Here is a 26,167-nt window from a genome sequence, read left to right on the forward strand (position 1 = left end):
GGCACCACAGTAGACATGTCTTCGAACAAATGTCTACGGATCGGCGATCTCCAGCGCCGCACGCGCCGCGTGGTAGCCACCCAGGCCGCTGACGCCACCGCCGCGACGGGAACCCGCACCGGCCAACAGGATCGCCGGATCGCCGGTTGCGACACCCCAACGCTGCGCGGGGGAGTCCAGCGCTTCGTCGTCGGACGCCCACGGCCAGGAGAGTGGTCCGTGGAAGATGTTGCCGCCCGGCATGCGCAGCGCGTCCTGCAGGTCGCGGGTCGTCTTGGTCTCCACACACGGATCGCCGGCCGCGTCGGTGAGCAGCACGTCGTCGATCGGCTCGGCCAGCACGCTGGACAGTGAGTCGAGCACGGCGCGTTGCAGTCGTGCGCGTTCGTCGTCGCCGCCGTGGATCAGCCGGTCCGGTGTCTGCAGGGAGAAGACCGTCAGCGTCTGAGCACCCGACTCCTGCAGCGCAGGGGAGAGGATGCTCGGATCGGTGAGCGAATGGCAGTAGATCTCGGCGGGCATCGGCGACGGGACCTCACCGGAAACCGCTTGCTGATAGGCGGTTTCGAGGCCCGAGTAGGTCTCGTTGATGTGGAACGTCCCGCCGAACGCGGCAGCCGGATCGATGCCCGCTTCGCGGAGTCGGGGCAAGCGGCGCAGCAGCAGGTTGACCTTCACCTGGGCACCCTCCGCCGGACCCGGTGTCCGGTCGCGGAGCCCGTCCAGCACTGCCGGCGCGGCCGCCCAGAGCACGATGTCCGAGTCCGCGACGACCTCGTCATCACGGTCCCGCCACCGCACGGTGCCGCCGTCGAGACCGGTCACCTCGCAGCCGGTGCGCAGCTCCGCCCCGGCGTCGCGGGCCGCACGTTCGAGCGCGCCGGAGACCTCGCCCATGCCGCCGACCGGCACGTCCCAGTCGCCGGTGCCGCCGCCGATCACGTGGTAGAGGAAGCAGATGTTCTGCTGCAGGTCGGCGCCGTGCGCCTGCGCGAAGGTGGAGATCAACCCGTCGGTGAGGATCACCCCGCGGACCAGGTCGTCCCGGACGCTGGACTCGATGACCTCACCGAGCGGGCGGCGCAGGAAGTCGCGGACGATCGCCTCGTCGCCGATGGACTCGGCCACGTCGGACTGCCGGGGCAGCGGCCCGGTGACGGTCGGCCAGAGCGCCTGCGCCATACGGCCGGCACGGGAGTAGAACTCCTCCCAGCCCGTCACGTCGCCGGCCGCGCCGACTGCCGCGAAAGAGGCCGCGGTCGCAGCCCGGTCGCCGTGGTCCACCAGCAACCCGTGGTCACCGCCCGGCACCGGCGTGTATGACGCGAACCGCCTGCGCTTCAAGGTGATCCGCAGGCCGAGGTCGTCGATGATCTGCTGCGGCAGCAGGCTCACCAGGTAGGAGTAGCGCGACAGTCGAGCGCCGGTCCCCGCGAATGCCTCCGCCGACACGGACGCGCCGCCGAGGTGATCCTGGCGTTCCAGCAACAGGACCGACCTGCCGGCCCTGGCCAGGTAAGCAGCCGCGGTGAGGCCGTTGTGGCCACCGCCGACGACGATGGCGTCATACCGAGTGCGTGACATGACCGCAGCGTATGCCCACGTAACTCGCTACTGTCGTCGGTTTCTCGCCGGTGTGCCGCGTGGCAGTGCGACGGCGCACCCGCCATCGGCGACAATGGACCGGTCATGGCCACTTATCGCGACGTCGGCATCGTGCTGCGCACCCACAAGCTGGGGGAGACCGACCGCATCGTCACGATGCTCACGCGCGGTCGTGGCGAGATCCGTGCCGTCGCCAAGGGTGTGCGGCGCACCAAGTCCAAGTTCGGGGCCCGCCTCGAGCCCGGCATGATCGTCGATCTGCAGTGTTACGAGGGACGTTCGCTCGACACGGTCACCCAGGCGGAGATCATCGCCCCGTATGGCGAGCGCCTCACCCGCGACTACAGCGCGTTCACCGCGGCCACCGCGATGCTGGAGACCGCCGAGCGGCTCATCGAGGAGAGGGAGGCGGTGCCGCAGCAGTTCAACCTGCTCGCCGGTGGCCTGGCGTCCCTCGCCCACCGCGAGCACGACCCGGGACTGGTGCTCGACTCCTACCTGGTGCGCGCGGTCGCGATCGCCGGGTGGGCGCCCAGCTTCGTCGACTGCGCCGGGTGCGGCGCGACCGGTCCGCACCGGGCGTTCAACCTCGCATCCGGTGGCGCGGTCTGTTACTCGTGCCGCACACCGGGCAGCTCTGCGCCGCACCCGGAGACCTTCCTGCTGCTGGCCGCGCTGCTCACCGGCGACTGGGACACTGCCGACGCCAGCAGCCCCGGCGCGCGCAAGGAGGCCAGCGGGCTGGTCGCGGCCTACGTCCAGTGGCACCTGGAGCGCGGCGTGAGATCGTTGCGTCTCGTGGACCGCGCCCCTTCTTCCCTGGAACGCACCCGATGACCGACGTGCAGCGGCCGTTCCCGCACCCCAGCGGGGCGAAGCCTCCCGTCATACCCGCCGACCTGGTGCCGCAACACATCGCGATGGTCATGGACGGCAACGGCCGCTGGGCCAACCAGCGCGGCCTGCCGCGCACCAAGGGTCACGAGGCGGGCGAGGCGCAGCTGATCGACGTCATTGCCGGCTGCATCGAGGCGGGCGTGAAAAACCTGTCGGCATACATGTTCTCGACCGAGAACTGGCGTCGCTCACCCGACGAGGTGCGCTTCCTGATGGGCTTCAACCGCGATGTCATCCGCCGCCGGGTCGACCTGCTGCACTCGTGGGGTGTGCGCTGCCGGTGGTCCGGGCAGCGGCCGCGGCTGTGGCGCTCGGTGCTCAAGGAGTTGCGGCGCGCGGAGGAGATCACCGCGGGCAACACGGTGATGACGCTGCAGATGTGCGTCAACTACGGCGGCCGGGCCGAGATCGCCGACGCCACCCGCCGGATCGCCGAGCAGGTGCAGGCCGGCAAGCTCAAGCCGAACGCCATCAACGAGAAGACCATCGCCCGCAACCTCACCTGGCCGGACATGCCCGACGTCGACCTTTTCGTGCGGTCCTCGGGGGAGCAGCGCACCAGCAACTTCATGCTGTGGCAGTCCGCGTATGCCGAGCTGGTCTTCCTCGACACGCTGTGGCCGGACTTCGACCGGCTGGACCTGTGGCGCGCGATCCAGCTGTATGCCGAGCGCGACCGGCGTTTCGGCGGTGCCGTCGACGCCGCGAAGGCCTGACCGGATCGACCGGCATACCCCTGCATCGAGCGGCATACGGATCACGGTGCAATCCGCATGCCGCTCGTTCCGCCGGTATGCCGGTCAATCAGGTGGGAGCGCCTTCCTCGTGGTATGCCGGGAAGCGTCGCGGCACGACGAAGGCCAGCAGCAGGCAGGTCAGCACTGCGACGGCGAGCAGGCCGACGAACACCAGATGGGTCGATTCGTGCACCCGGAGCGGCTCGGGCAGGTGGCCGTGGGCGCGCATGCCCGCGTTGAACACCGCGCCGTAGGCGGCCGCTCCGAGGCTCTGCCCGAGGAACCGGGAGAACATCGTGCCGCCGGTGATCGTGCCGCGCTGCGACCAGCCGACGGTGTTCTGCAGGCCGACGATCAGCGGGGTGAACAGCAGTCCCATGCCGGCACCCATGACCGCGGTCCCGAGCACCGGCTGCCAGACCGCCGCGCCGGAGCCCAGGACGGACAGGATCACGCCGGCCACGGTGGCCAGGAGGGACCCGACGAGCGCGGTGTTGCGGAAACCGATACGCAGGTACAGCCGCGCCGAGTACGCCGAGGTGACCGGCCACGTCATACTCATCGTCGCCGCCACGAACCCGGCGGCGACCGGTGACAGGCCGAGCACCTGCTGCCCCCAGTTGGGCAGGTAGACCGACAGCCCGATGACGATCATCCCGGCGGTCGCGGTGGCGGCGTAGGTGCCCACCGTGAGCCTGCGCGTCCACAGCCAGGTCGGCAGCATCGGCTCGGCGGCACGGCGTTCGACGAGCGCGGCGGCGACACCGGCGACGAGTGCCACGGCGAACGTGATGATGCTGCCGGCGGAGTCCCAGGCCCAACTGCTGCCACCCTCCAGCAGCCCCAGGATGAGCAGACCCACCGACACCAGCACCAGGCTCGCGCCGGCGTAGTCGATGCGATGCCGTGTCCGGACGACGTCCTCGTGCAGTCCGCGGATGATGAGCGCCAGTGCCAGCGCGCCGATCGGCAGGTTGATCAGGAAGATCCAGCGCCACGAGGCGTATTCGGCGAAGATGCCGCCGACCGCCGGGGCAACCACCGCGGAGATGCCCCAGACGCTCGACAGGTAGCCCTGGACCCGGCCGCGCTCCTCGACCGTGTAGATGTCGCCGGCGACCGTGTTGACGGTGGCGCCGATCGATCCGGCGCCGAGACCCTGCAGGGCCCGGAAACCGATCAACGCCAGCATGTTCCACGATGCCGCGGACAGGGCGGAGCCGACGAGGAACACCACGACCCCGATCACCAGGATCGGCTTGCGCCCGTAGAGGTCGGCCAGCTTGCCGTAGATGGGGATCGTCACCGTCTGGGCGAGCAGGTAGACCGAGAACACCCAGCCCACTTCGCTGATCCCACCGAGGTCGCCGACGACCTGCGGTATGGCGGTCGCGACGATCGTGGTGTCCATCGCGACCAGGGCCATGGTGAGGACGAGTGCGACGAGCACGGGTGTCCGGTGGTCTCGCCGCATGGATGGCACCCCGTCAGATAACCACAGAACACTGGTTGGCCCATGCCGAAAGTGAGCAATAGCTCACCCCTGGCGTGGGACAAGCCGGTGGAGATCGGCTGTCCACAGGGCCTCGGCGGCAGTGGCTCGCGCTCGGGCAGGATCTGCGAATGGCCGACGATCGGTTTGCGCGTGACGGAGCTGCCGGTTGTTCGCCGACGGGCGCGAGGCGGCGAGCCATTGCCGGCGACCTGGCGGCAGGACACGGCGGAGTCGTGCATCGTCGTGAGTTGCTGCAGCACAGCATCGACCGTTTCGCCGTCCGGGATGAGATCGCGGCGGGTCGTTGGTTTCGTGCGGGACGCCATACGGTCGCGATCGACACACCGGTGTTGACGACAGAAGCGTTGCACTGGCAGGCGGTGTGGGAGAGCGGGTCCGGAGGACGCCTGGACGGCGCGAGCGCACTGCTGGCAGTCGGGATGAGCGGTTTCACCGCTCAGGTGATCGAGGTGACGATGCCGTCCCGCAATCGGCATCATCCGCTCGACGGGGTGCGATTGCATCGGGTGGACGCGCCGTCACCGATCGCCGGCGCGGGCATCCCACGGGTCGGAGTCGAACCGGCCACGATCCACGCGGCGCAGTGGGCCGTGAGCGACAGACAGGCGGCTCTGCTCATCTGCCTGCCGATCCAGCAACGGCTGACCAGCCCGGCCCGGCTACTCGTCGCCTGGCGTCGTGTGCGGCGGTCGATCAGGCGGCACTTCCTGGATGCCGTCATTGCGGATGTGACCGATGGTGCGCACTCATTGGGCGAGTTGGACTTCACGCGGCTGGCCCGCCGGTATGGCGTGCCGGAGCCGTCCCACCAGAGCCTGAAGACCGGGCCGGGGGGCCGGGTCTACCTCGACATCTCCTGGGAGAACGTCGGACTCGTGGTCGAGATCGACGGCGGACACCATGTGCTCGCGCTGAACCCGATCGATGATGCGCTGCGACAGAACGATCGAGTCGCTGTGGGCGACCGGGTGCTGCGTATACCCGTGATCGGATTCCGGCTTGCCACCGACAGGTTCATGCGGCAGGTCCGTCGTACCTACGATGCGTTGTCAGGTGTTGCCCCATGCCAAGGGTGAGCCATAGCGCACGTCTGGCATGGGACGAGCGGGAGGGGAGCCTCAGTGCTTCGCGGAGCAGTCGGCGCAGATGCCGAAGATCTCCACCGTGTGCTCGACCTCGGTGAAACCGTGCTCGGCGCTGACGGCGGCGGCCCAGCGCTCCACCTGGGGTCCCTCGACCTCGACGGCCCGACCACAGGAGCGGCAGACGAGGTGGTGGTGGTGGCCGGTGCTGCAGCGGCGGTAGATCGCCTCGCCGTCCGGTGCGCGCAGCACGTCCACCTCGCCGTCGGAGGCCATGTTCTGCAGGATCCGGTAGACCGTCGCCAGACCCACGGACTCGCCACTGTCCTTCAACGACGAGTGCAGCTCCTGTGCGGACACGAAGTCGGTCTGGTCGCGCAACTGCTCGGCCACGGCGACCTGCTGGCGGGTGGTACGGCGAGCGGGCTGCTTGTCGCTCATCGTCGTCACATCCCGGTGCTGACGATGGCGAGCGCCACCGCGAGCAGCAACACCGAGCACCGCATCATCCGTTCGATCGGCTGGATGCGCGGCCACGCGAGGTAGAGCAACCAGGCCACGAGCAGCGCGCAGATCCCGAAGCACACGGTGCCGACGACGCCGCGGAAGACGACACCGATCACCAGCAGGGCCAGGACGACCAGAGCGGGGACGGCGCGCGGCGCCCGGGCGATCCGCTGCAGCATCGGGTCGCTGGCGTGCTCCACGCGGACGCGGAGCGGGGAGGTGCGCACGGACGGGCGAGAAGGAGCTGACATCCCCTCCAGGATATCCGGCGCTCGGAGACACCCATGACCGATGTCATGGGCGGAAGGTGATCGTCGGCAGGGACGCGTGCCGGCCGCGACCGGCAGAGTGAACGTCATGATGAGGACACATGAGGCGGGTGCGATGACCGTCGGCGACCCGCAGACTGCCCCGGCGATCGAACTCGTCGGTCTGGAGAAGCGGTTCGGTCAGGTGCACGCGGTGCGCGGGCTCGACCTCACGGTGGAGCAGGGGGAGATCGTCGCGTTCCTCGGCCCGAACGGCGCCGGCAAGACCACGACGATCGACATGATGCTCGGGTTGTCGACGCCGACCGCGGGCACGGCACGCGTCTTCGGGATGGACCCGCGAGAGGCGATCGGCCGCGGCCTGGTCGCGGCCGTCATGCAGACCGGCGGTCTGCTGAAGGACCTCACGGTCCGCGAGACGGTCGACCTGACCGCGAGCCTGTTCGTGCAGACCCGCTCGGTCGAGGAGTGCCTCGAGCGGGCCGGGATCGCCGACATCGGCGACCGCAAGGTGCAGAAGTGCTCCGGTGGGCAGCAGCAGCGGTTGCGCTTCGCGATGGCGCTGGTGTCCGACCCGGCGCTGGTCGTGCTGGACGAGCCGACCACCGGCATGGACGTCACCGGGCGCCGCGACTTCTGGTCCGCGATCCGGCAGGACGCCCAGCGCGGTCGCACGGTCCTCTTCGCGACGCACTACCTGGAGGAGGCCGACCAGTACGCCGACCGGATCATCCTGGTGCGCAAGGGCCAGCTCGTGGCCGACGGCACCGGCGCCCAGATCAAAGCCATGGCCACCGGCCGCACCGTGCGCGCCACGATGACGGGTCTCAGCGACCGCGAGCTGGCCGCCATACCCGGCGTGGACTCCGTGGAGTTGCAGGGGGATTCGGTGACGTTGCACTCCAAGGACAGCGACGCGGTCGCGCGCTACCTGTTCGCCAACACCAACGCCCGCGACGTGGAGATCACCGCGCGCGGCCTCGAAGACGCGTTCATCGCCCTCACCGGCGACGACCAGCAAGGAGCCTGACGATGACCGATTTCACGGCGCCACGAGCGCTGCCACTCGACGACCGCATCGACCTGGACAGACGGGTGCCGGACCGCGGCGGGTTCAACGGCCGGCTGCTGCGCATCGAACTCCTGCGGGTGCTGCGCAACAAGCGGACGATGATCTTCACCATCGCCCTGCCGGTCGCGTTCTACATCATGTTCGGGGTGTCGCAACCGGCGCACTGGGACGGCCTGGACTTCAACGCCAAGGCCTACGAGATGATCAGCTTCGCCATCTACGGGGCGATGGCGGCATCCTGTGCGATCGGCGCGACCGTGTCGGTAGAGCGGGCGCAGGGCTGGAGTCGCCAGTTGCGGCTCACCCCGCTCACCGGCCCGGCATACATCGCCGTCAAGGTGCTGACGGCCATGGTGGCTGCTGCCTTGCCGGTCGTCGTGGTCTTCACCATCGGCAGCTTCACCGGTGCGACGATGCCGGCCGGCCGGTGGATCGCCGCGGTGGTGCTGACCTGGGTGTGCGGCAGCGTCTTCGCCTCGCTCGGCCTGTTCGTCGGCTACCTGATGCCGTCCGAGAACGCCATGCAGGTCCTCGGCCCGGGCATCTCCCTGCTGGCCTTCGCCGGCGGCATCTTCTACCCGCTGGCCGCGATGAGCCACACGATGCAGACCGTGGCGTCCTTCACCCCGATGTGGGGTCTGTCCCAGATCGCGCGGTACCCGCTGCTCGGTGGGTCGTTCGACATGATGTGGGTGGTCAGCGCGGTCGTCTGGATCGGGTTGTTCGGCGCCGGAGCTGTATGGCGGTTCAGCCGCGACACCAGCCGAGTCTGACCCGGCTTTGGCACACTGAACCCTGATGGACGAGAACATGAAGCGGCCGAGCCCGAAGCGCTCTTCGGGGTTGGCCGCTGTGTTCGACCGGGACTCGGAGGACTCGGTCGGCAACCGGGCGATCATGCTCTTCTGGTCCGGTGTGTGGCTCTTCTGGATGCTGCAGCCGTTCATCGACGCGCTCCGGCATCTGGACACCGTGGGCGGGATCGTCGGTGTCGTCGTGGTTCCGGTGTTCTGCGTGGTCTACCTGTGGCACTTCTACGCCTGCCGCGCCGCGTTCTTCCGGCTCTCCTACCCCTGGGGTTACCAGGCGGGCCCACGGGACTACGTTCGCTACCTGCTGCTGGGCGTGCTCGCGATCGTCTGCGTGCTCGCCGTCGGCCAGGACGGCATCGCTGCGGGCATCTTCTTCGCGCTGTCCGGTCTGTGGACCCTGCCGCTGCTGTGGGGCTGGATCACCGTCGTCGCCACCGGTGTCGCGTACGGCATCCTGTGGAACCTGCCGGGCTGGCACTCCGACCCGAGCACGTTCATCGGCCTCGGCTTCGGCGCCGTGGCGATCACCATCGGCATGGTCGCCGGGCGGCGTCAGCACCAGTTGCGCGAATCCCGCCGGGTGAACGCCGAGTTGATGGTGCAGCAGGAACGCAACCGGATGGCCCGCGACCTGCACGACATCCTCGGTCACTCGCTGACGGTCATCACGGTCAAGGCGGAGCTGGCCGGCCGGCTGATGGACGCGGGCGCCGACGAGCGCGCGCGTGCGGAGGTGGCCGACCTGGAACGCCTGTCCCGGACCGCGCTGGCCGACGTCCGGCGCGCGGTCGAGGGCTACCGCGAGATCTCGCTGTCCGGTGAACTGGCGCGGGCCAAGGAGGCGCTCGCAGCCGCGGGCATCACCGCACGGACACCCACCGCGCTCGACGAGGTGCCCGCCGACCTGGTCGAGCCGTTCGCCTGGACGGTGCGCGAGTGCGTCACCAACGTGCTGCGGCACAGCAAGGCGGCAACCTGCACCATCTCCGTCACGCCGTCGTCCATCACCGTGGCCGACGACGGGGTCGGCAATCCGTCCGGGGCCGGTGACGGCAACGGACTCGCCGGGTTGCGTGAGCGTGCACTCGCCGCGGGCGCCGTGCTGATCACCCGGTCGGTCGAACCGCACGGGTTCTCGGTCACGGTGGCGGCGAGCTCCGGTGCGGAGCAGCGCTTCGCCGGGGAGGCCGAGGTGGAGGACAACGGCTCGCGGCATACCGTCGGGCGCCAATCGGGGGAGGCGATGGCATGAGCATCAAGGTGATGCTGGCCGACGATCAGGCACTGGTACGCGGCGCGCTCGCGGCGCTGCTCGAGCTGGAGAGCGACCTGACCGTCGTCAGCGAGGTCGGCGACGGCACCGAGGTGGTGGCGGCCGCCGTTGAGACTGAGCCGGACGTCGTGCTGATGGACGTCGAGATGCCGGGCAAGGACGGCATCACCGCCACCGCGGAGCTGCGCAAGGCGGTCCCGGGAGCCAAGGTGCTGATCGTGACGACGTTCGGTCGCCCCGGTTACCTGCGGCGCGGATTACAAGCGGGTGCAGCGGGTTTCGTGGTCAAGGACACACCCGCGCGAGAGCTGGCCGACGCCGTGCGACGGGTGCACCAGGGCCTGCGGGTGGTGGACCCGGCGCTCGCCACGGACAGCCTGATCGCGGGGGAGTCGCCGCTCACGGCCCGCGAGACGGATGTGCTGCGGGCCGCGCGCGGCGGCGGCACCGTCGCAGACATCGCCCGCGAGCTGTTCCTGTCCGAGGGCACCGTCCGCAACCACCTGTCGGCGGTCATCGGCAAGACCGGCGCCCGCACCCGCGCCGAGGCCGCGCAGATCGCCGAATCTAACGGCTGGTTGTGATCGGCCAGCCGGTGATCTTCTTGGGCCGCGGCGGGGCGTAGGTGCGCACCTTGGAGGTCTGCAGGCCGAGCCGGTGCAGGCCTTCCGCGATCGTGACGGCGGCGGCGACACCGTCGACGACCGGCACGCCGGCGCGCTCGCGGACCTGGGCCTCCAGGTCGGCCATCCCGCCGCAGCCCAGGCAGATGACCTCGGCCCGGTCCTCGGTCACGGCGATCTCGCATTCACGCACGATCGCCTTGATGGCCCGCTCCGGGTCCGATTCGAGTTCCAGCACCGACATCCCGGACGAACGCACCGACGCCAGGCGGCGGTCCAGCCCGGCCAGCACCAGGCGGTCCTCGATGAGGGGGACGGTCCGGTCGAGGGTGGTCACGACGCTGTACTTGTGGCCGAGGAACTGCGCGGTCGACGCGGCGGCCTCGGTGATGTCGACGACGGGGACGTCGAGCAGCTCCTGCAAACCTTCGCGACCGTGCTCGCCATACCCGGCCTGTATGACGGCATCGAACTCGCCGTCGTAGCTCAGGACCCGGTCCATGACGGCGACGGCGGCCAGGTAGCTCTCCAGGTTGCCCTCGCACGACTCGGCGCCGAAATGCGGTGTCAGCGGGATGATCTCGGTGCCCGGCGACGCGGCGGCACGTGCGGCCTGACCGATGGATTCGGTCATCGTTTCGGTCGTGTTCACATTGACGACGAGGATCTTCACGATCAGGCCTCCTCTGCCCGCTCGACGAGCGTTTCCACTGCCTCACCCGGCAGCACGATGACGGGGACCGGCGACTCGTGCACGATCCGCATGCCGGTGGACCCCAGGAAGACTCGGTGCCCCGGACCCATGTCGCTGGAGCCGACGACGAGGACGTCGCCACCGGTCCAGTCGACGTGCTCGATGGCGTCGGCCCACTCCTCGCCGAAGCCGACGACGGTCTCGCCCACCTTCGGGGCGTTGGGCAGCGACCGCACCTCCGCCAGGACGGGTTCGGCGCTCTCGCGGACCGCCGCGGTGATCGACGCCCGGGCCTTGCTGCGTGCCTCCAGGTCGGTGGTGGGGACGTTGCGGGGCTGGAGCGAGAACGATGCCAGCCGCAGTTCGGCGTTCATCTCCTCGCAGATCCCGGCCGCCGCGACGACGAGACCGGACTTGCCCGCCTCCCCGCCGTAGGCGGCGGTCACCCGGCTGATGCGGTCCTGCTGGGTGGTCCGGAAACCGCGCGGTGCCAACGCGATCGGGACGGGGCTGGAGTGCACCAGGTGGTTCGTCGTGCTGCCCAGGCTGATCCGGCCGAGAACACCGCGGGAGGCGTTGCCGACGACGATCACGTACGCCGACTCGCTCTCGGCGAGTTCGACGAGGCCGCTGGGCACCGAACGGGCGTCGTGGACGCGGTACTCCGCGTGGACGTCGCCGGGGACGTCCTGCTGCGCCTCCTCGAGATGATTCATCAGTTGCTGACGCAGCAGGCTGTTGTACTGGAAGTCGACCCGGGCGACGGTCGGCGCGGACTGCGTCTCCATCACCATGGTGACCAGCAGGCGGGAGTCCCGGGAACGGGCGAAGTAGGCGCCGAGGCGTAGGGCTTCGAGACCTGCGGCCCCGGGTTGGTAAGCGACGATGGTGGTCATGACGGAAGCTCCTTGACGGGGATCAGTGGTGGGCCTGGACGGCGATCGCTTCGCCGTCGACATCGCGGAAGGTGCGGGACCGGTCGGCGACGACGAGGTAGAGGACGACGGCGATGCCGGCGGCGATGAACCAGGAGAACGGGCCGTAGCCGCTCAGCGAGTTGAGGGCGTGGATCTGGCCGGAGAAGGCGAAGGCGATCGAGATCAGTGCCGAGGGGACCAGGGCGATGACCGCGCGGTTGTTGACGCCGTTGCTGTAGAAGTAGTCGCCGTTCTTGTCGAACGTGTAGAGGTCGGGCACGTTCACCCGCTGCTTGCGCAGCACCCAGTAGTCGGCCATCACGATCCCGAAGAGCGGGCCGAGCACGGCGCCCAGGCCGCCGAGGAAGTAGTTGATGACGGTCGGTGAGTTGTAGAGGTTCCACGGCAGGATGACGAAGCCGATGACACCGGAGATGATCGCGGACTTGCGGAAGTCGAGTTTCTTGGGCGCGATGTTGGTCAGGGCGTATGCCGGGGCGACGAAGTTCGCCATCAGGTTGACGCCGACGGTCAGGATGACCAGTGCGAGGCAGGCGAGGACCAGGAACGGCGTGGAGAACGTGTGCACCACGTCCTCCGGGCCTGCGATCACCGTGCCGTCGACGGTGAACCGGCCACCGGCGAGCAGGACCACGATGCACCCGAAGAAGATCGTGTTGACCGGGATGCCGGCGATGTTGCCCAGCACGATGGAGCGCTTCGACTTGGCGCCGCGGGTGAAGTCGCAGAAGTTGAGCACGAACGTGCCGTAGATGGCGACCCAGCCGGAGGCGCCGGCGAGGATCTCGTGCCACATGTCCCAGCCGTGCAGCGCCCAGGGCTTGCCGCCGAGCATCGCCTTCGGCTCCCAGGTGATGTGGCCGTGGACCTGGACGACGACGGCGATCGCCATCGCGAGGAACGTGACCAGGATGATCGGCCCGGAGTAGGCCTCGAACTTGCGGACCATCTCGATGCCGTAGCAGGCGATGATCACCTGGATCACCCAGAGCACCGCGAAGCAGAGCCAGCCGAGGTAATCCAGCCCGAGCAGCTTGTGGTCGGTCAGTCCGCTCGCGCCCGGGAAGAGGGCGAGGACCAGGATGTTGCAGACCAGGGACGCCAGGTAGGTCTGGATCCCGAACCAGGCGATGGCGACGCCGCCGCGGAACAGGGCCGGGATGTGTGCGCCCCGGACGCCGAAACTGATCCGGCTCATCACCGGGAATGGGACGCCCACCTTGTAGCCGACGAACCCGGAGATGGTGAGCAGCACCAGCAGGAAGAGCGAACCGAAGCCCATCGCCAGCAGGATCTGCCAGGCGCCCAGCCCGAGGGCGAACATGCCGATCGCGAACGTGTAGTTGCCCAGGCTGTGCACATCGTTGGCCCACAGGGCGAAGATGTTGTACGAGCTCCAGGTGCGTCCCTCCTTCTTGGAGGGTGCGATGTCGTAGTTGTACAACCGGTGGTCGTACGCGACAGGCAGGACGTCGACGCCGACCGCGCCGTGCGGTTCGTTCTCGACGGGTTGGCTTGTACATTCGGTGTTCGACATCGCGCCTCCTAAGCGTTGCTGAAACGGTAGGAGCGCCGCGGTACCGCTGAGAATGGGCTGGGAGATATATCGCTCAGTCGGCGGATATATCTCCGTGGCCATTGCGGGATTCGTCGATGTATGCCGTCAGCCGGCCGTGATGCGCGCGGGCGGCTGCGCTGAGCCCGGCGCCGTCACGTGCGAGGAATGCCTCCAGCATCCGGGTGTGGTCGGTCTGCAACTCGGCGCGTTGCGGGGCGTCGAGCAGGCTCATGGCCTGTGATGGCTCGGTCAGGTCGGCGACCAGGCTCAGCATGTGCAGCAGCCGGGGCATGGCGCAGGGTGCGAGCAGCGTTTCGTGGAACGCCCGGCTGAGGTTCTGGTAGCGCGGCACGTCGTCGACCGCGATCGCCTCGAGCAGCTCGGCGTGGACCTCACCGGCACGTCGGTCGTCGTCGGGGCCGGCTGCCGCGGTGGCTGCTTCGATCGCTGCGGCCTCGAGTGCGCCACGTACGAGGTACAACTCGTGCAGCTCGGGCCCGCTCAGCACGGTCACCGTGTAACCACCGCGCGGCTGATGACGCACCAGACCTTCCCCGATGAGCGTCTTGAGCGCTTCTCGGACGGGAATCCGACTGACCTGGAAGAAGTCTCCGATCGCGTCGAGCGGCAGGCTCGCGCCCGGCTTCACTTGGCCGGAGACGATGACGCGCCGCAACTCACTGAGCACGTATGGCCCCGTCGCGTAACCGTCAGCACGGTGCAGCTTGGAGATCCACGCACTTTCGTCAGTAGTCATCGGTGTCAGTATCCCGTGTTCGGTGCGCGTTGCCCACCGACGCAATCGGATTCGTCGCAGACCTCAGCGCCCGGTGATTTCAGCGGTGGCGATTTCCAGCGGTGGCCGAGTAGGTCCCGCACACACCCGCGGTGGCCGAGTAGGTCGAGCCGTTAGGCGAGACCGTGATCGAGGCCCCGCACACACCCGCGGTGGCCGAGTCATCCTCCCGCGCAGCCCATTTCAGCACCGGAGATTTCAGCGGTGGCCGAGTAGGTCGAGCCGTTAGGCGAGACCGTGATCGAGGTCCCGCGCACACCCGCGGTGGCCGAGTAGGTCGAGCCGTTAGGCGAGGCCGTGATCGAGGTCCCGCGCACACCCGCGGCGGCCGAGTAAGCAGCGGTGGCCGAGTAGGTCGAGCCGTTAGGCGAGACCGTGATCGAGGTCCCGCACCGTCCCGGTGGTCAGGCGACCTTGTCGGCGGACCAGCCGGGCATGGCACCGTCGGTCAGGTCCCAGTGCACCCCGTCACTGGTGATGGTGGCGGTGTACCCGTGCCGGTGCACGATCTGGTGATGTCGCCGGCACAGCATGGCAGAGTTGGTCAACGCGGTGCCGCCGCCGGCCCACCAGGGCAGGATGTGGTGGATCTCGCAGAATCCTGGTGGCCGGTCGCACGCGGGGAACGTGCATCCCATGTCCCGGTGGACGACGGCGGCCCGTATCCCCTTGGTGGCCAACCGTTCTCGTCGCCCCACATCCAGGGGTTGACTCTTCCCACCGAGGACGACGGGGATCAGGTCCGCATCACACGCCAGGCGGCGGGCGGTCCCCGCGTCGAGGATCTCCCCGCCGATGGTGATGGCACCGTCCAAGTCTGTGAGGAGCCGGTGTAGGTCCATGGTGACCAGGACGGTGGCGCCCGCGCCGATGCCCATCCCGTCCCCGCACACGGTCTTGGCGCCTGCGGCGACCAGGTCCATCAGCGCGTCCACCCGCCGTTTGCCCGGGGTCCGTTCATCCCGCACCCGCTCGGTCGCAGCGCCTGTGGTGGTGGCCCCATCGACGTCACCGTCGCAGTCGTCGTGCTGGCCGTCGGGGTGCAGGCCGAACGCGGCCCCGGCGCGACCAGTCGAGTCACCGGCGTCACCGGTGGTGCTGGTGTCCTTGGTGTGGGCGGGGTGGGGTGCGGACAGCGCGGTGATGGCCTGTTTGAGGATGGCGGCGTTGGCGGGGCACAGGTCGGCGATCAACCGGATCATCCCGGTCGGCAGGGTCCGCCAGGTCAACGACTCCACCTTGTCCAGGTGTGCGTCCTCGGCCGAGAGTTTGTCCGCGGCGTAGTTGGCGATGATCCGCCGGGTCAACTCGGTCACGCCCCGGGACCCCAGCGCCGGGTCCAGTTGCAGGAACCAGGATTGGATGTCTTCGCGGGCCGCGGCCGGTAACACTTCGGCGACTTTCGCGGTCTGCCGTAACGCCGTGCGGGCGGTGGCCAGGGTGCAGGACCCGTCCCGCACCGCCGCGGCGATCACATGGTTGCGCCGGTCCCGGCACGCCTCGGCCACCACAGACACCGTACTGGCGGCCGAGGGTTCGATGCTGGTCCCGGCGGCCTGCGCCCGGGCGCGCACCCACCCGGTGGTGTTGGCCGCGTCCGAGGCATCCACCACACCCCGTTCGGACGCGTTCGCCGTCGCCAGCGTGGCCACCTGCCCGGCCCGCTCCTGCACACCCAGCAGCACACTGACCAGGTCTGTGAGTTGGCCCTCGCCGAGCTGGTCGAACACGCGAGGTAGCTGGTCCAGCGCGCCGGCCACGGCCCTCACCTGCTCGGCCAGCCGTGGCCCCAGACCCGGCACCGGCCGCCGGGCGGGATCGGGCCCGTCCCAGCAAGTCGTATCCGCTTCCACCGGTGCCGGTTGACCGGGGATGCGCAAGGGTGAGTCGATGGCCACGGTGATCGAGTCCCCCTCTCCCCTAGGTGCTTTCGTTGTCATGATTCTATCGGGTGACGTTCAGGAAATACAGAGGTTTTGCGAACATTTCTTCGATATGTTTGCCCCGAAACGTATCGGCTCGTGGGGTCGGTTGCGCACGCGCGGGACCTCGATACGGCTCGCCCTTGCGGGCTCGCCTACTCGGCCACCGCGGGGGGACGGGACCTCGATACGGCTCGCCCTTGCGGGCTCGCCTACTCGGCCAGCGCAATATCGCGGGCTCGCCTACTCGGCCACCGCGTGGGGGCGGGGCGCCGGCTCGCCCGCGCAGTCGGCGAGACGTTGCAGGATGTGCGCTACGTCGTGACCGGGCCCGACCGACGCCACATCGAGACCGCCGTCGCGATGGGTTACGCGGTAGATGAGTCGATCGAGTGGCTTTCCGGGTACGTGCCGGGAGTTGTCGAGCACCATGGCCAATGGCAGTGGGACCAGCCCTTCGTCCGATACGCCGAGCTGCTCACGCAAGCACCCGCTTTGCGGGCAATGACCCAAACGCACCTGGAGCACTGGCACAACGCGCCATTGACTCGGATTGTCCATCGAGACGGTTTCTCGCGCTCACACAAGCCAGGCGGCGTCTTGCTGGGTGACGGCCGATCCCGCTCCTGTCAGGCGATCTGCTCGAAGGTGCATTCCGGTCCACTGGCGTTTGCCAGCTTGGCGTCGCACGTGACCAGCACCGCGTTGAGCCGTTCGGCCAGGGCAACGTACGCGGCGTCGTAGACCGTGAGGTTGTCGCGCAGTTCCCACGCTCGGTTCAGCAACGGAGACAGCGGCATACGTCGGATCGGGAAACGCGCCAAATGCGCGAGCGCCTCGGGCACGATGCGGTCAAGCTCGGGAATGCCCAGGGCCATGCCACGCAGCGCGGACACGATCTCCACATCCAGGTGCGCAGGCGCGAACAGTGTGTCCCCGATGCTCAGTCGCTCCGCAATGCGGGCGCGGCGCGAATCATCCACGGCGTAGAAGGCAGCAAGAACGGATGCGTCGACAACGGCAAGCGTCACGAGGCCTCTCGCACGTTCCGGACCGCGGCGACCGCGTCGTCGGTGGTGACACCGGTCCCGCGCGGTGCTGGATAGGTTGCGACATAGTCAGCGATGCGTACCGTCTGGGCCACCTCGCGGAGCCGGTCGACCACGAACGCGCTGAGCGACTGTCGGTTGTCCCGCGCCGCTTCGACGAGCGCCGCATAGACGTCGTCGGGCACGTCCCGCAGGTTCATGCGTTTCATGGTGCCATTATGGCACCAACACCGTGGGTTTCAGCGGGTCTGGCGAAGCGCGTGTGGTGAGCTGCTGGGCGCAGCAGATGAAGGCGGCTGCGTCACCCGACGAGGTCGTCGGTGACGAGCAGCGTCGCGCCTCCGGTGGCGAAGTTGGCGACGTCCGCAGACGCAGCCTGTCCCTCCGGTGACGCCATCCCGGCGGTCATGGCCTCCTGCGACGCGTAGCTCAGCACGGCCACCAGGTAGTACGGCGGCTCGGAGCCGTCGGTCGTGGCGCAGTGTCCCGCGTGCCAGCCTTGCAGGCCGGGGATCTTGTCGACGAGCGGCTTGTGGACCGAGGTGTAGTGGCTGTCGAACGCGGCGGGGTCGTCGGGCTGGCCGTAGGCGACGATCAACTGGGGCATGGTGGGTCCTTCTGTCGGGGTCGACGGGGCGGCGACTCGAAGATACTCGCGCCCCGCCCGGCGCCGGCGGAGCGTGGCGATTTTGGCGGTATGGCGCGCTCTGCGACGATGTATGACGCGATGACCGACACCCTGACCCCCACGCCCGTCCTGCCGCCGCTCCGAATCGGCAGGCACACGATCGCCTCACCGGTGGTGCTGGCCCCGATGGCCGGGATCACCAACCGGGCGTTCCGCCGCCTGTGTCGCAGGTATGGCGCCGAAGGCTCCGCGGCGGGTGGCGCGTCGGGGGCGAGCAGCCTCTACGTCAGCGAGATGATCACCTCGCGCGCACTGGTCGAACGCAACGCGACGACCATGCGGCTCATCGAACACGACCCGGACGAGTCGCCGCGCTCGATCCAGCTCTACAGCGTCGACCCCGAGACCACCGGCCGCGCCGCGCACCTGCTCGCCAGTGAGAACCGTTGCGACCACATCGATCTCAACTTCGGCTGCCCGGTCCCCAAGGTCACCCGCAGGGGCGGCGGCTCGGCGTTGCCGTGGAAGACCGACCTGTTCCGGGGCGTTGTGTCGGCGGCGGTGCGGGCGGCGGTGCCATACGACATCCCGGTGACGGTGAAGATGCGCCGTGGCATCGACGAGGACCACCTGACGTTCCTCGAGGCCGGGCGGATCGCCGAGGGGGAGGGCGCGGCTGCGGTCGCGCTGCACGCCCGCACCGCCGCGCAGGCCTACTCCGGTCACGCGCACTGGGACGCGATCGCGCAGCTCAAGCAGACCGTCACCAGCATCCCGGTGCTCGGCAACGGAGACATCTGGTCCGCCGAGGACGCGCTGCGAATGGTGCGCGAGACCGGCTGCGACGGCGTCGTCGTCGGGCGCGGCTGCCTCGGCCGTCCGTGGCTGTTCACCGATCTCGCGGCGGCCTTCGCGGGCGGCTCGACCCGGGTGCAGCCCACCATGCGCGAGGTCGCCGACACCCTGCGGTTGCACACGGTCTATCTGGCGGAGTTCTTCGAGTCCGAGGACAAGGCGTGCCGGGACATCCGCAAGCACATCGCCTGGTACTTCAAGGGATTCCGGGTGGGTTCGCAGCTGCGCGCGGGCCTCGGTCTGGTGAAGTCACTCACGTCCCTGGACGAGCTCATCGGCAGCCTCGACCTGGATCAGCCGTGGCCCGGTGAGGCCGCCGAGGGTCAGCGTGGACGGGCCGGCTCCGAGCGGCACGTCGTGCTGCCTGAGGGCTGGCTCGACTCGCGCACCGTCGACGACCGCACCCGCTCGGAGGTCGCAGCCGCGGAGGCGTGGAGCAGCGGCGGCTGACGCCGCAGGCGCCGGTAGAGCAGTGACGCCGCCGCGGCGCCGATCGCCCACACGACGTGCGGCCCGTTCATCACCAACAGTCCGCACACGCTGACGAACGCGATCAGGGCCGTCCACCACGCGGTGCTGCACCGGGGCAGCAGGCGGACGGCGGCCGCGGTCCCGATCACGTACACCAGGGTGAAGCAGCCGGTGGTGAGCAGCATCAACTGCGCCAGGTCGAAGTGGAAGACCTCGTTGGCCACGAGCGAGCCGAGTGCGAGCCCGGTGATCACGGCCAGGCTCCGGCGCGGTACGGCGCCGGTCTCGGCGCCCTTCGCCAGGGAAGCCGGCAGCGCACCGTCCGCGGCCAGTGCCGCACCCAGGCGCGAACCGCCGGCGAAGTAGGCGTTCATCGCACCGACGGTCAACAGCACCGCGAGCACGGCGGTGACGATGCGCGCGGGCCCGCCCACGCCCGCGACGAGCAGGGCCGACAGCGGCGCCGAGGTGTGCGCCGCCGCCGGGCCGAGGACCAGCACGGTGGCCGCGGCCAGCGCCAGGTAGAGCACGCCGACGACCGCGATGGCGATGGTGGTGGCACGCGGCAGGTCCCGGCGCGGGTCCCGGTACTCACCGGCCAGCGGCGCGATGGCCTCCCAGCCCGCGAAGCCCCAGACCAGCAGGGCCGCTGCGGAGCCGATGGCACCGATCCCGTGCGGCGCGAACGGCGTCAGGTGAGCGGTCGAGCCGTGCGGTGCCGCGACCAGCACCGCGACGGAGATCAGTGCGGCGAGGACGGCCGTGAGGACCAGTTGCACCCGGCCGGACAACCGCAGGCCGGCCGCGTTGAGCACGCCGACGAAGACGATGAGGGACGCCGCGGTGACGACGGCGGTCGTCCGTCCGCCCCCGACAGCGTCGGCGACATACGCTCCGGCCATCAGGCTTGCCGGTGGGGCGCCGACGGGCACCGCGAAGTAGAAGCACCAGCCGATCGCTCCGGCCGCCCGCGCACCGAAGGCGCGGTCGACGTATGCCGAGACACCGCGGCTATCCGGGTGCCGCGCACCCATGGCCGCGAACGTGGTGGCGAGCGGAACACTGAGCACCACCAAGGCGATCCACGCCACCAGCGAGGCCGGTCCGGCCACCTGAACCCCGAGCGACGGCAGGGTGATCACGCCGGTGCCGAGCACCGCCCCGATGGACAGCGCCGCACCCTGCGGGACGGACAGCGAACTCTTCACCAGACGAGTCTGGAGGATCGGGAATGGCCCTGCAAAGAGCCATTCCTGGTCAAATTGATTGGGCCAATCTACGGTGGGGGAATGGATCTGTTGGTCGATCTGTCCGGCTCCGGTGACCGCACCACGCGGATCTACCAGCACCTGCTCGACGGCATCGCATCCGGACGGCTGCCGCCGGGGGAGAAGCTGCCGGCCACCCGCGCGTTCGCCGCCGAGCTGGGCGTCGCGCGAGGGACGGTCGCGACGGCATACGAGCGGCTCGTCGCCGAGGGTTACCTCGAGTCACGCGTCGGCGCAGGCACTTTCGTCAGCCCGGACGCGCGGCCGGTGCCGCCGCCATCGGCACCCGCGGGCGAGGTTCAGCCGCGTGCGGTGTGGGACCGGCTGCCCGCACCGGTGCCCGACGCACCGCCGCTCGAGTTCGACCTGTCCGTCGCCGGTCCGGACACGAGTCTCTTCCCGTTCGCGGTGTGGCGCCGGCTGGTCTCGGCCACTTTGCGCCCCGCACTGCAGGAGCAGCCGGTGTATGACGGATCCGGCCATCCACGCCTGCAGGCCGAGATCGCCCGGCAGTTGCGGCTGTCCCGCTCGGTGGTGACGGACGGCGCCGACGTGCTGCTCACCGCCGGCGCCCAGCAGGCTCTCGACCTGCTGGCGCGGGTCCTGCTCGCGCCGGGGGACACGGTCGCGGTGGAGGACCCCGGCTACACCGCCGTCGTCCGGCTCTACACCTCACACGGCGCGCGGGTCCGCGGTGTCCCGGTGGACGAGGAGGGCCTGGTGGTCGATGCACTGCCCGACGATGCGCGGGTGGTCTACGTGACGCCGTCGCACCAGTTCCCGACCGGTGCCGTCATGTCGCTGCGGCGGCGCACCGCGCTGCTCGACTGGGCGGCACATCATCGCGCGGTGATCATCGAGGATGACTACGACAGCGAATTCCGTTATGAGGCAAAGGCACTCGCGCCCTTGCAGAGTCTCGACCGCTGCGGCCGGGTGGCCTACGTCGGCTCGTTCTCCAAGGTGTTGATGCCGATGCTGCGCATCGGTTACGTCGTCGCGCCGCGTTCACTGCAGCCGGCGCTGCGCGACGCGAAGCTGCTCACCGACTGGCAGGGCGACACAGTCACGCAGGGTGCGATGGCCCGGTTCCTCGCCGAGGGCCTGCTCGCCGCGCACCTGCGCCGGGCGACCCGGGTCTACGGCACCAGGCGGGCGGCGCTGCTGCAGGAGTTGTCCGGTCTCGACGACGTGCTCGACTGCTATCCGTCGGCGGCCGGGCTGCACGTGTGCACCCGGTTGCGGGATCAGCGCAGGTCGGACCGCAAGATCGCCGCCGCGCTCGAGCAGCGCGGCGTCGGGGTCGAGCCGCTGTCGCCGAGGTATGTCGAGCAGCGCCCCGTGCAGGGCCTCGCGCTCGGTTTCCGGCACATCGACGAGCCGCACATCCCCGAGGCCGTCCGCCGGATCGGCGCGGTGCTGCGCGGCTCCTAGCTCTCCACCGGCCGCTCGGGGTCGGTGATCCAGTGCGACCACGACCCGATGTAGACGCTGGTCTGCGGGTGGATGCCGGACGCCTCCAGCGCGAGTGCGAGATGCGTCGCCTGCACCCCGGAGCCGCAGTAGACGCCCACCTCGCTGTCCGGCCGGATCCCGAGTGCGGTGAAACGCATCGCCAGGTCGTCCGAGGACAGGAACTCCCCGGACGGGGTGAGGTTGGCCAGCGCGGGTGCGGAGACCGCGCCGGGGATGTGGCCGGGGACGGGGTCGACCGTCTCGTTCTGCCCGGCGAACCGGTCGGCCGGCCGAGCGTCGAGCAGCAGTTTGGTCGCCGCCACGTCGGCGGCGCTGTCCGCGTCGAGCAGCGCCGCGCCCGGGTCGGTCGGGTAGAAGTCGCCCTCGGCAGTCGCTGGCTCGTCGGTCGACACCGGCAGCCCGGCGGCCTGCCATGCCGCGAAACCGCCGTCGAGGACCTGCACGTCCTCCTTGCCGAAGTACTTCAGCAGCCACCAGCAACGGCTCGCGGCCAGCGAGTTGCCGTCGTCATACACCACGACCGGGCGGTCGTTGTCCACGCCGGCGGCGCGCATCGCCGCGGCGAAGACGTCCCGCTGCGGCATCGGGTGGCGGCCGCCGGGGCCGGGCGTGTCGGCCATGACGCCCTCGAACTCCACCCACCGCGCCCCGGGCAGGTGACCTGCCTCGTATGCCGGCCGGCGGGTCTGCTCGCCCATCTGCCAGCGGGTGTCGATGATCGTGACGGAGTCGAGGATCGGCGCCAGTGCGGCCGGGATGATGAGCGGATGCGTGGGACGCGACATACCCAAAGTCTGCTGGGCGGAGGGTGCCACCGCAATGCCGCGACGAATGCCGGGCTGGTCACCTGGGTAGTCTCGGGAAGGTCCGAGTGCCCCGCCGGGGCGCGAACGCCACGAGACCGCTCTCTGGAGGCAGAACCGTGCTTGTCCGTCGCCTTGCCCGCCCGATGTTGTCCTCGATCTTCGTCTACGCCGGGTTCAACTCGGTGCGCAGTCCCGACCACGCGGCGCCGGCCGCGGCACCGGTCGTCGACAAGATCCGGTCGCTCCTGCCAGGCCCGGTCGCGGCACTCGTCCCCGCCGACCCGGCGGACGCGGTGCGACTCAACGGCGGGGTCCAGGTCGTCGGCGGGCTGCTGCTGGCCACCGGTCGGGTGCCGCGGATCGCGTCGCTGGCGTTGGCCGGCAGCCTCGTGCCGACGACGCTCGCGGGCCACGCGTTCTGGCAGGAGAACGACCCGGCCCGGCGCAAGCAGCAGCAGCTGCAGTTCCTCAAGAACCTCAGCCTGATGGGCGGGCTGCTGATCGCCGCCGCCGATACCGAGGGCAAACCCAGCCTGGCCTGGCGCGGGCGGGCGGCCGCGCACCAGGCGGGTGAGGCCGTGGCGTCGGCGTTGCCGTCCGGGTCCGACGGCTCCGAGACCGTCAGCTCGCTGAAGGCGACGTTCGAGCACGTCAGCGACGCGGCGAAGCGGCACGGTGCGCACGTGGCGGACGTGGTGAAGGAACAGGCACCGGTGGTCGCCGAGGCGGCGAAGGAGCACGGTGAGGCCGTCGCCGAGGCCACCCGGGAGCAGGCGCCCGTGGTTGCCGAAGCGGTTCGGGAGCACGGCCAGCGTCTCGGTCGGCGCGCTGCGAAGCGGGCGTCCAAGGCAGCCGACAAGGCACGCGCCCGGCTCGCGTGAGCCGTTCGCGCAAATCGGGTTGAATGGGGGCATGTGCCGCAACATTCGCCCGCTCAACAACTTCGAGCCTCCGGCGACCGATGACGAGGTGCGTGCCGCCGCGCTCCAGTTCGTCCGCAAGATCGCCGGGGGTTCCAAGCCGTCGAAGGCCAACGAGGCCGCCTACGACAAGGCCGTCGGGGTGATCGCACAGGCCAGTCGTGAGCTCATCGACTCACTGGTCACCACCGCGCCGCCGAAGGACCGCGACGAGGAGGCCGCCAAGGCCCGAGCGCGGTCCGCGGCGCGGTTCTCGACCGCCTCATGACCGCCGAGATCACCGTCCGGCCGCTGAACCGCGCCGCGCAGCGGGCGCTCACCGGGTGGCTCGGGGATGCGCGAGCGGCCGGCATCGACGTCGACGACATCGACTCGATCGGCTCGGCGTACGACGACTACGTCCACGAGGTGCTGCTCACTCCCGCGGACGACCGGCCCGACCCCACCCCGAAGCTGACGATGATCGCGATGGCGATGGGCGAATACCTGCAACGCAACACGAGCCTGCAGTGGCGGGTCGCCGGCGACGACCAGGGCACGGACCTCGCGCTGGCCTCGGCGGACGACCTCGGTGTGCTCTACCCGATCGATCCGGTGGCACAGGCGTGGTCGCAGCGGCAGCGCGGGTGGATCCCGGTCTTCGCGCAGGAGCTGATGCGCAACATCGGCGGCGCGGACGACTGATGGGATCCGCGATGACCGTTGCCACCAGGCTGAAGTGGTGCGCCAACTGGGCCAACGGATCCACCCTGCTCGGTATGGCGATCGCGCGCATCGGACGCGCGCGGGTCGCGAAGGGGCCGCGTGGCCTCTACCTCGCCGGCGGTTACCGCTTCGACTTCCCGGTGGCCGGGGCCTTCACCGTCGGCAACGTCGTTGTCTCCAAAGGGGACTGGACTGTTCTGCAGCGGGAGAGCCCCACGCTGCTCACGCACGAGGAGCAGCACAGCTGGCAGTACGTCGTGTGTGGTGGGCTGCCCTTCCTGCCCCTGTATGCCGCCGCGCTCGGCTGGTCCTGGCTGCGCACCGGCGACTTCGCCTCCCGCAACGTCTTCGAACGCAACGCCGGCCTGGCCATGGGCGGCTACCACGAGCACTCGGTGCGGTCCTTCGGTGCCGCGCTGCGCAGCCTGCGGCCGGGTGGCGCCGCATGAGCACGAGCTACTCGGCCTACGACCGGCAACGCTTCGTAAGGGAGGACCCCGTGCAGAAGCGCGCCGACCGGGACGACTTCGCACGGGACCGCGCGCGGGTGCTGCACTCGGCCGGCTGGCGCCGGCTCGCTTCGAAAACTCAGGTGCTGCAACCGCACAACGACTTCATCCGCAACCGGCTGACACATTCGCTGGAGGTCGCACAGATCGGCCGGGAGTTCGGCGAGGTGATCGGTTGCAACGCCGATGTCGTCGACACCGCGTGCCTCGCCCACGACCTCGGGCATCCGCCGTTCGGCCACAACGGCGAGGCGGCGCTGAACGAATTGTGCGGCCACATCGGCGGATTCGAGGGCAACGCGCAGACGTTCCGCATCCTCACCAGACTCGAGGCCAAGCGCTCGCGGCCGAGCGGCGCGTCGGTCGGCCTCAACCTCACCCGGGCCTCGCTGGACGCCGCCAGCAAATACCCGTGGTCCCGCGGCGAGAGCCGTTCCTATCCCACCAAGTTCGGCTGTTACGCGGACGATGCGGAGATCTTCGGCTGGGTGCGCGCGACGGCGCCGTCCGGGCGCTACCAGCAGCGGTGCGTCGAAGCGCAGGTGATGGACTGGGCCGACGACGTGGCTTATTCGGTGCATGACGTGGAGGACGGCATCACCTTCGGCCTGATCGACCTGCGCGCGCTGCGGTCGCCCGAGGAGCGCGGCACGCTGGCCGACCTGGCGCGTCGGATCTACGCCCCGCACCTCGAAACCGCCCAGCTTGCCGGGTCGTTCGAGCGCCTGGTGGCGTCCGGCGTCATACCGGAGGAGCTGGCGGCGGGTCGGCACGGGGTTGCCGCGCTGAAGGACATGACGAGCCGGCTGATCGGCCGGTTCGTCGCGGCCGCCGAGCAGGCCACGAGGGACAAGTACGGCGACGGTCCGTTGACCCGGTACGCCGCGGACGTCGTCATACCCGTCGACGTGCTCGCCGAGTGCGTGATGCTCAAGGCCGTTGCAGCACACTTCGTGATGATGACCGACGTGCGGCGCATCCTGCAGGCTGAGCAACGCCGCATCATCGCAACGCTTTTCACCCTCTATCAGGAGCACCCCGACCGGCTCGACCCGATGTTCGCCGAGGACTACGAGGCAGCACCCGGCGATGCGGCGGCGCTGCGCGTCGTCGTCGACCAGATCGCGTCACTCACCGACCACCGCGCCCGCACCCTCGCCGAGAGTTGGTCATGACCCC

27 protein-coding genes and 1 pseudogene are annotated in these 26,167 nt (G+C 69.6%); 14 read left to right on the top strand and 14 right to left on the bottom strand.

The window, feature by feature from the left end; translation table 11 throughout:
* Window positions 1-33: 33 nt before the first annotated feature.
* A complete protein-coding gene (locus FHU39_RS05345) occupies window positions 34-1,584 on the bottom strand; it encodes a phytoene desaturase family protein (protein WP_183319396.1) in 1,551 nt (516 codons plus the stop codon).
* 105 nt (window positions 1,585-1,689) lie between these two features.
* Here FHU39_RS05345 and recO point away from each other — a divergent pair, with 105 nt between their 5' ends.
* Both recO and FHU39_RS05355 read left to right on the top strand, forming a co-directional pair.
* Window positions 1,690-2,442 (top strand): DNA repair protein RecO, encoded by a 753-nt coding sequence (gene recO / locus FHU39_RS05350; protein WP_183319397.1) that lies wholly within the window; start codon window positions 1,690-1,692, stop codon window positions 2,440-2,442.
* The gene (locus FHU39_RS05355) at window positions 2,439-3,218 is read left to right on the top strand and encodes an isoprenyl transferase (RefSeq protein ID WP_183319398.1); all 780 of its coding nucleotides are present in this window, start codon (window positions 2,439-2,441) and stop codon (window positions 3,216-3,218) included. The genes recO and FHU39_RS05355 overlap by 4 nt, the downstream gene beginning before the upstream one ends.
* A gap of 88 nt (window positions 3,219-3,306) precedes the next feature.
* On the opposite strand, the gene FHU39_RS05360 is transcribed toward FHU39_RS05355, so the two are convergent.
* Window positions 3,307-4,713, bottom strand: a complete 1,407-nt coding sequence (locus FHU39_RS05360) for an MDR family MFS transporter (protein ID WP_183319399.1) — start codon at window positions 4,711-4,713, stop codon at window positions 3,307-3,309.
* A 149-nt stretch (window positions 4,714-4,862) separates the two neighbouring features.
* Here FHU39_RS05360 and FHU39_RS05365 point away from each other — a divergent pair, with 149 nt between their 5' ends.
* Entirely contained in the window at window positions 4,863-5,831 is a 969-nt protein-coding gene (locus FHU39_RS05365) for a PDDEXK family nuclease (protein ID WP_183319400.1), read from the top strand.
* A 42-nt stretch (window positions 5,832-5,873) separates the two neighbouring features.
* On the opposite strand, the gene FHU39_RS05370 is transcribed toward FHU39_RS05365, so the two are convergent.
* Together FHU39_RS05370 and FHU39_RS05375 are read right to left on the bottom strand one after the other, a co-directional pair.
* Window positions 5,874-6,278 carry a Fur family transcriptional regulator gene (locus FHU39_RS05370; protein WP_183319401.1) on the bottom strand — a complete coding sequence of 135 codons (405 nt, stop codon included), beginning with the start codon at window positions 6,276-6,278 and terminating at the stop codon, window positions 5,874-5,876.
* A gap of 5 nt (window positions 6,279-6,283) precedes the next feature.
* Window positions 6,284-6,595 carry a DUF6703 family protein gene (locus tag FHU39_RS05375; protein WP_183319402.1) on the bottom strand — a complete coding sequence of 104 codons (312 nt, stop codon included), beginning with the start codon at window positions 6,593-6,595 and terminating at the stop codon, window positions 6,284-6,286.
* A 106-nt stretch (window positions 6,596-6,701) separates the two neighbouring features.
* Between FHU39_RS05375 and FHU39_RS05380 the strand changes: the two genes are divergently transcribed.
* The 4 genes from FHU39_RS05380 to FHU39_RS05395 are packed head-to-tail and all read left to right on the top strand — an operon-like array spanning window position 6,702 to window position 10,354.
* On the top strand, window positions 6,702-7,643 hold the full coding sequence (locus FHU39_RS05380) for an ABC transporter ATP-binding protein (protein ID WP_246336170.1): 942 nt from the start codon (window positions 6,702-6,704) through the stop codon (window positions 7,641-7,643).
* A gap of 2 nt (window positions 7,644-7,645) precedes the next feature.
* On the top strand, window positions 7,646-8,458 hold the full coding sequence (locus FHU39_RS05385) for an ABC transporter permease (protein WP_183319404.1): 813 nt from the start codon (window positions 7,646-7,648) through the stop codon (window positions 8,456-8,458).
* 25 nt (window positions 8,459-8,483) lie between these two features.
* On the top strand, window positions 8,484-9,749 hold the full coding sequence (locus FHU39_RS05390; protein WP_183319405.1) for a sensor histidine kinase: 1,266 nt from the start codon (window positions 8,484-8,486) through the stop codon (window positions 9,747-9,749).
* A complete protein-coding gene (locus FHU39_RS05395; RefSeq protein WP_183319406.1) occupies window positions 9,746-10,354 on the top strand; it encodes a response regulator transcription factor in 609 nt (202 codons plus the stop codon). The genes FHU39_RS05390 and FHU39_RS05395 overlap by 4 nt, the downstream gene beginning before the upstream one ends.
* Here FHU39_RS05395 and FHU39_RS05400 read toward each other — a convergent pair.
* The 8 genes from FHU39_RS05400 to FHU39_RS05435 all read right to left on the bottom strand — a co-directional run bounded on the left by FHU39_RS05400 (window position 10,338) and on the right by FHU39_RS05435 (window position 17,957).
* Entirely contained in the window at window positions 10,338-11,066 is a 729-nt protein-coding gene (locus FHU39_RS05400) for an aspartate/glutamate racemase family protein (protein WP_183319407.1), read from the bottom strand. The genes FHU39_RS05395 and FHU39_RS05400 overlap by 17 nt on opposite strands.
* Window positions 11,067-11,068: 2 nt before the next feature.
* On the bottom strand, window positions 11,069-11,983 hold the full coding sequence (locus tag FHU39_RS05405) for a universal stress protein (protein ID WP_183319408.1): 915 nt from the start codon (window positions 11,981-11,983) through the stop codon (window positions 11,069-11,071).
* 22 nt (window positions 11,984-12,005) lie between these two features.
* Window positions 12,006-13,562 carry an NCS1 family nucleobase:cation symporter-1 gene (locus FHU39_RS05410; RefSeq protein WP_183319409.1) on the bottom strand — a complete coding sequence of 519 codons (1,557 nt, stop codon included), beginning with the start codon at window positions 13,560-13,562 and terminating at the stop codon, window positions 12,006-12,008.
* A gap of 73 nt (window positions 13,563-13,635) precedes the next feature.
* Entirely contained in the window at window positions 13,636-14,340 is a 705-nt protein-coding gene (locus tag FHU39_RS05415; protein ID WP_183319410.1) for a GntR family transcriptional regulator, read from the bottom strand.
* Between the two features lie 443 nt (window positions 14,341-14,783).
* Window positions 14,784-16,319 carry an HNH endonuclease signature motif containing protein gene (locus FHU39_RS05420; protein WP_183319411.1) on the bottom strand — a complete coding sequence of 512 codons (1,536 nt, stop codon included), beginning with the start codon at window positions 16,317-16,319 and terminating at the stop codon, window positions 14,784-14,786.
* A gap of 611 nt (window positions 16,320-16,930) precedes the next feature.
* Window positions 16,931-17,332, bottom strand: a complete 402-nt coding sequence (locus FHU39_RS05425; RefSeq protein WP_183319412.1) for a PIN domain-containing protein — start codon at window positions 17,330-17,332, stop codon at window positions 16,931-16,933.
* Window positions 17,329-17,559, bottom strand: a complete 231-nt coding sequence (locus tag FHU39_RS05430) for a hypothetical protein (protein ID WP_183319413.1) — start codon at window positions 17,557-17,559, stop codon at window positions 17,329-17,331. The genes FHU39_RS05425 and FHU39_RS05430 overlap by 4 nt, the downstream gene beginning before the upstream one ends.
* 92 nt (window positions 17,560-17,651) lie before the next feature.
* Window positions 17,652-17,957, bottom strand: coding sequence for an EthD family reductase (locus FHU39_RS05435; protein ID WP_183319414.1), 306 nt, complete (start codon window positions 17,955-17,957; stop codon window positions 17,652-17,654).
* Between the two features lie 90 nt (window positions 17,958-18,047).
* Between FHU39_RS05435 and dusB the strand changes: the two genes are divergently transcribed.
* Entirely contained in the window at window positions 18,048-19,283 is a 1,236-nt protein-coding gene (gene dusB / locus FHU39_RS05440; RefSeq protein ID WP_425484760.1) for a tRNA dihydrouridine synthase DusB, read from the top strand.
* Between the two features lie 80 nt (window positions 19,284-19,363).
* Here the strand turns inward: dusB and FHU39_RS05445 are convergent.
* Window positions 19,364-20,653: pseudogene (locus FHU39_RS05445) on the bottom strand (APC family permease); the annotation flags it as partial.
* Between FHU39_RS05445 and pdxR the strand changes: the two are divergent.
* Complete coding sequence (pdxR, locus tag FHU39_RS05450; RefSeq protein ID WP_183319415.1) at window positions 20,594-22,006, top strand: MocR-like pyridoxine biosynthesis transcription factor PdxR; 1,413 nt, start codon at window positions 20,594-20,596, stop codon at window positions 22,004-22,006. The pseudogene FHU39_RS05445 and the gene pdxR sit on opposite strands and share 60 nt — an antisense overlap.
* Here the strand turns inward: pdxR and FHU39_RS05455 are convergent.
* Window positions 22,003-22,833 carry a sulfurtransferase gene (locus tag FHU39_RS05455; RefSeq protein WP_183319416.1) on the bottom strand — a complete coding sequence of 277 codons (831 nt, stop codon included), beginning with the start codon at window positions 22,831-22,833 and terminating at the stop codon, window positions 22,003-22,005. The genes pdxR and FHU39_RS05455 overlap by 4 nt on opposite strands.
* A 137-nt stretch (window positions 22,834-22,970) precedes the next feature.
* Between FHU39_RS05455 and FHU39_RS05460 the strand changes: the two genes are divergently transcribed.
* Genes FHU39_RS05460 through FHU39_RS05480 form a run of 5 tightly spaced genes read left to right on the top strand, consistent with a single transcriptional unit; the run spans window position 22,971 to window position 26,163 of the window.
* Window positions 22,971-23,735: a DoxX family membrane protein gene (locus tag FHU39_RS05460; RefSeq protein ID WP_183319417.1), complete on the top strand. Its 765-nt coding sequence runs from the start codon at window positions 22,971-22,973 to the stop codon at window positions 23,733-23,735.
* Window positions 23,736-23,766: 31 nt separating this feature from the next.
* Window positions 23,767-24,042 (top strand): DUF2277 domain-containing protein, encoded by a 276-nt coding sequence (locus tag FHU39_RS05465; RefSeq protein WP_183319418.1) that lies wholly within the window; start codon window positions 23,767-23,769, stop codon window positions 24,040-24,042.
* Window positions 24,039-24,458 carry a DUF3806 domain-containing protein gene (locus FHU39_RS05470; RefSeq protein WP_183319419.1) on the top strand — a complete coding sequence of 140 codons (420 nt, stop codon included), beginning with the start codon at window positions 24,039-24,041 and terminating at the stop codon, window positions 24,456-24,458. Before FHU39_RS05465 ends, FHU39_RS05470 begins: the two co-directional genes overlap by 4 nt.
* A gap of 11 nt (window positions 24,459-24,469) precedes the next feature.
* A complete protein-coding gene (locus FHU39_RS05475) occupies window positions 24,470-24,928 on the top strand; it encodes a hypothetical protein (RefSeq protein ID WP_183319420.1) in 459 nt (152 codons plus the stop codon).
* Window positions 24,925-26,163 (top strand): deoxyguanosinetriphosphate triphosphohydrolase, encoded by a 1,239-nt coding sequence (locus tag FHU39_RS05480; RefSeq protein WP_183319421.1) that lies wholly within the window; start codon window positions 24,925-24,927, stop codon window positions 26,161-26,163. The genes FHU39_RS05475 and FHU39_RS05480 overlap by 4 nt, the downstream gene beginning before the upstream one ends.
* The last annotated feature ends 4 nt before the right edge of the window (window positions 26,164-26,167 follow it).

Source organism: Flexivirga oryzae, assembly GCF_014190805.1.
In the GTDB taxonomy this organism is placed as follows: Bacteria; Actinomycetota; Actinomycetes; order Actinomycetales; family Dermatophilaceae; genus Flexivirga; species Flexivirga oryzae.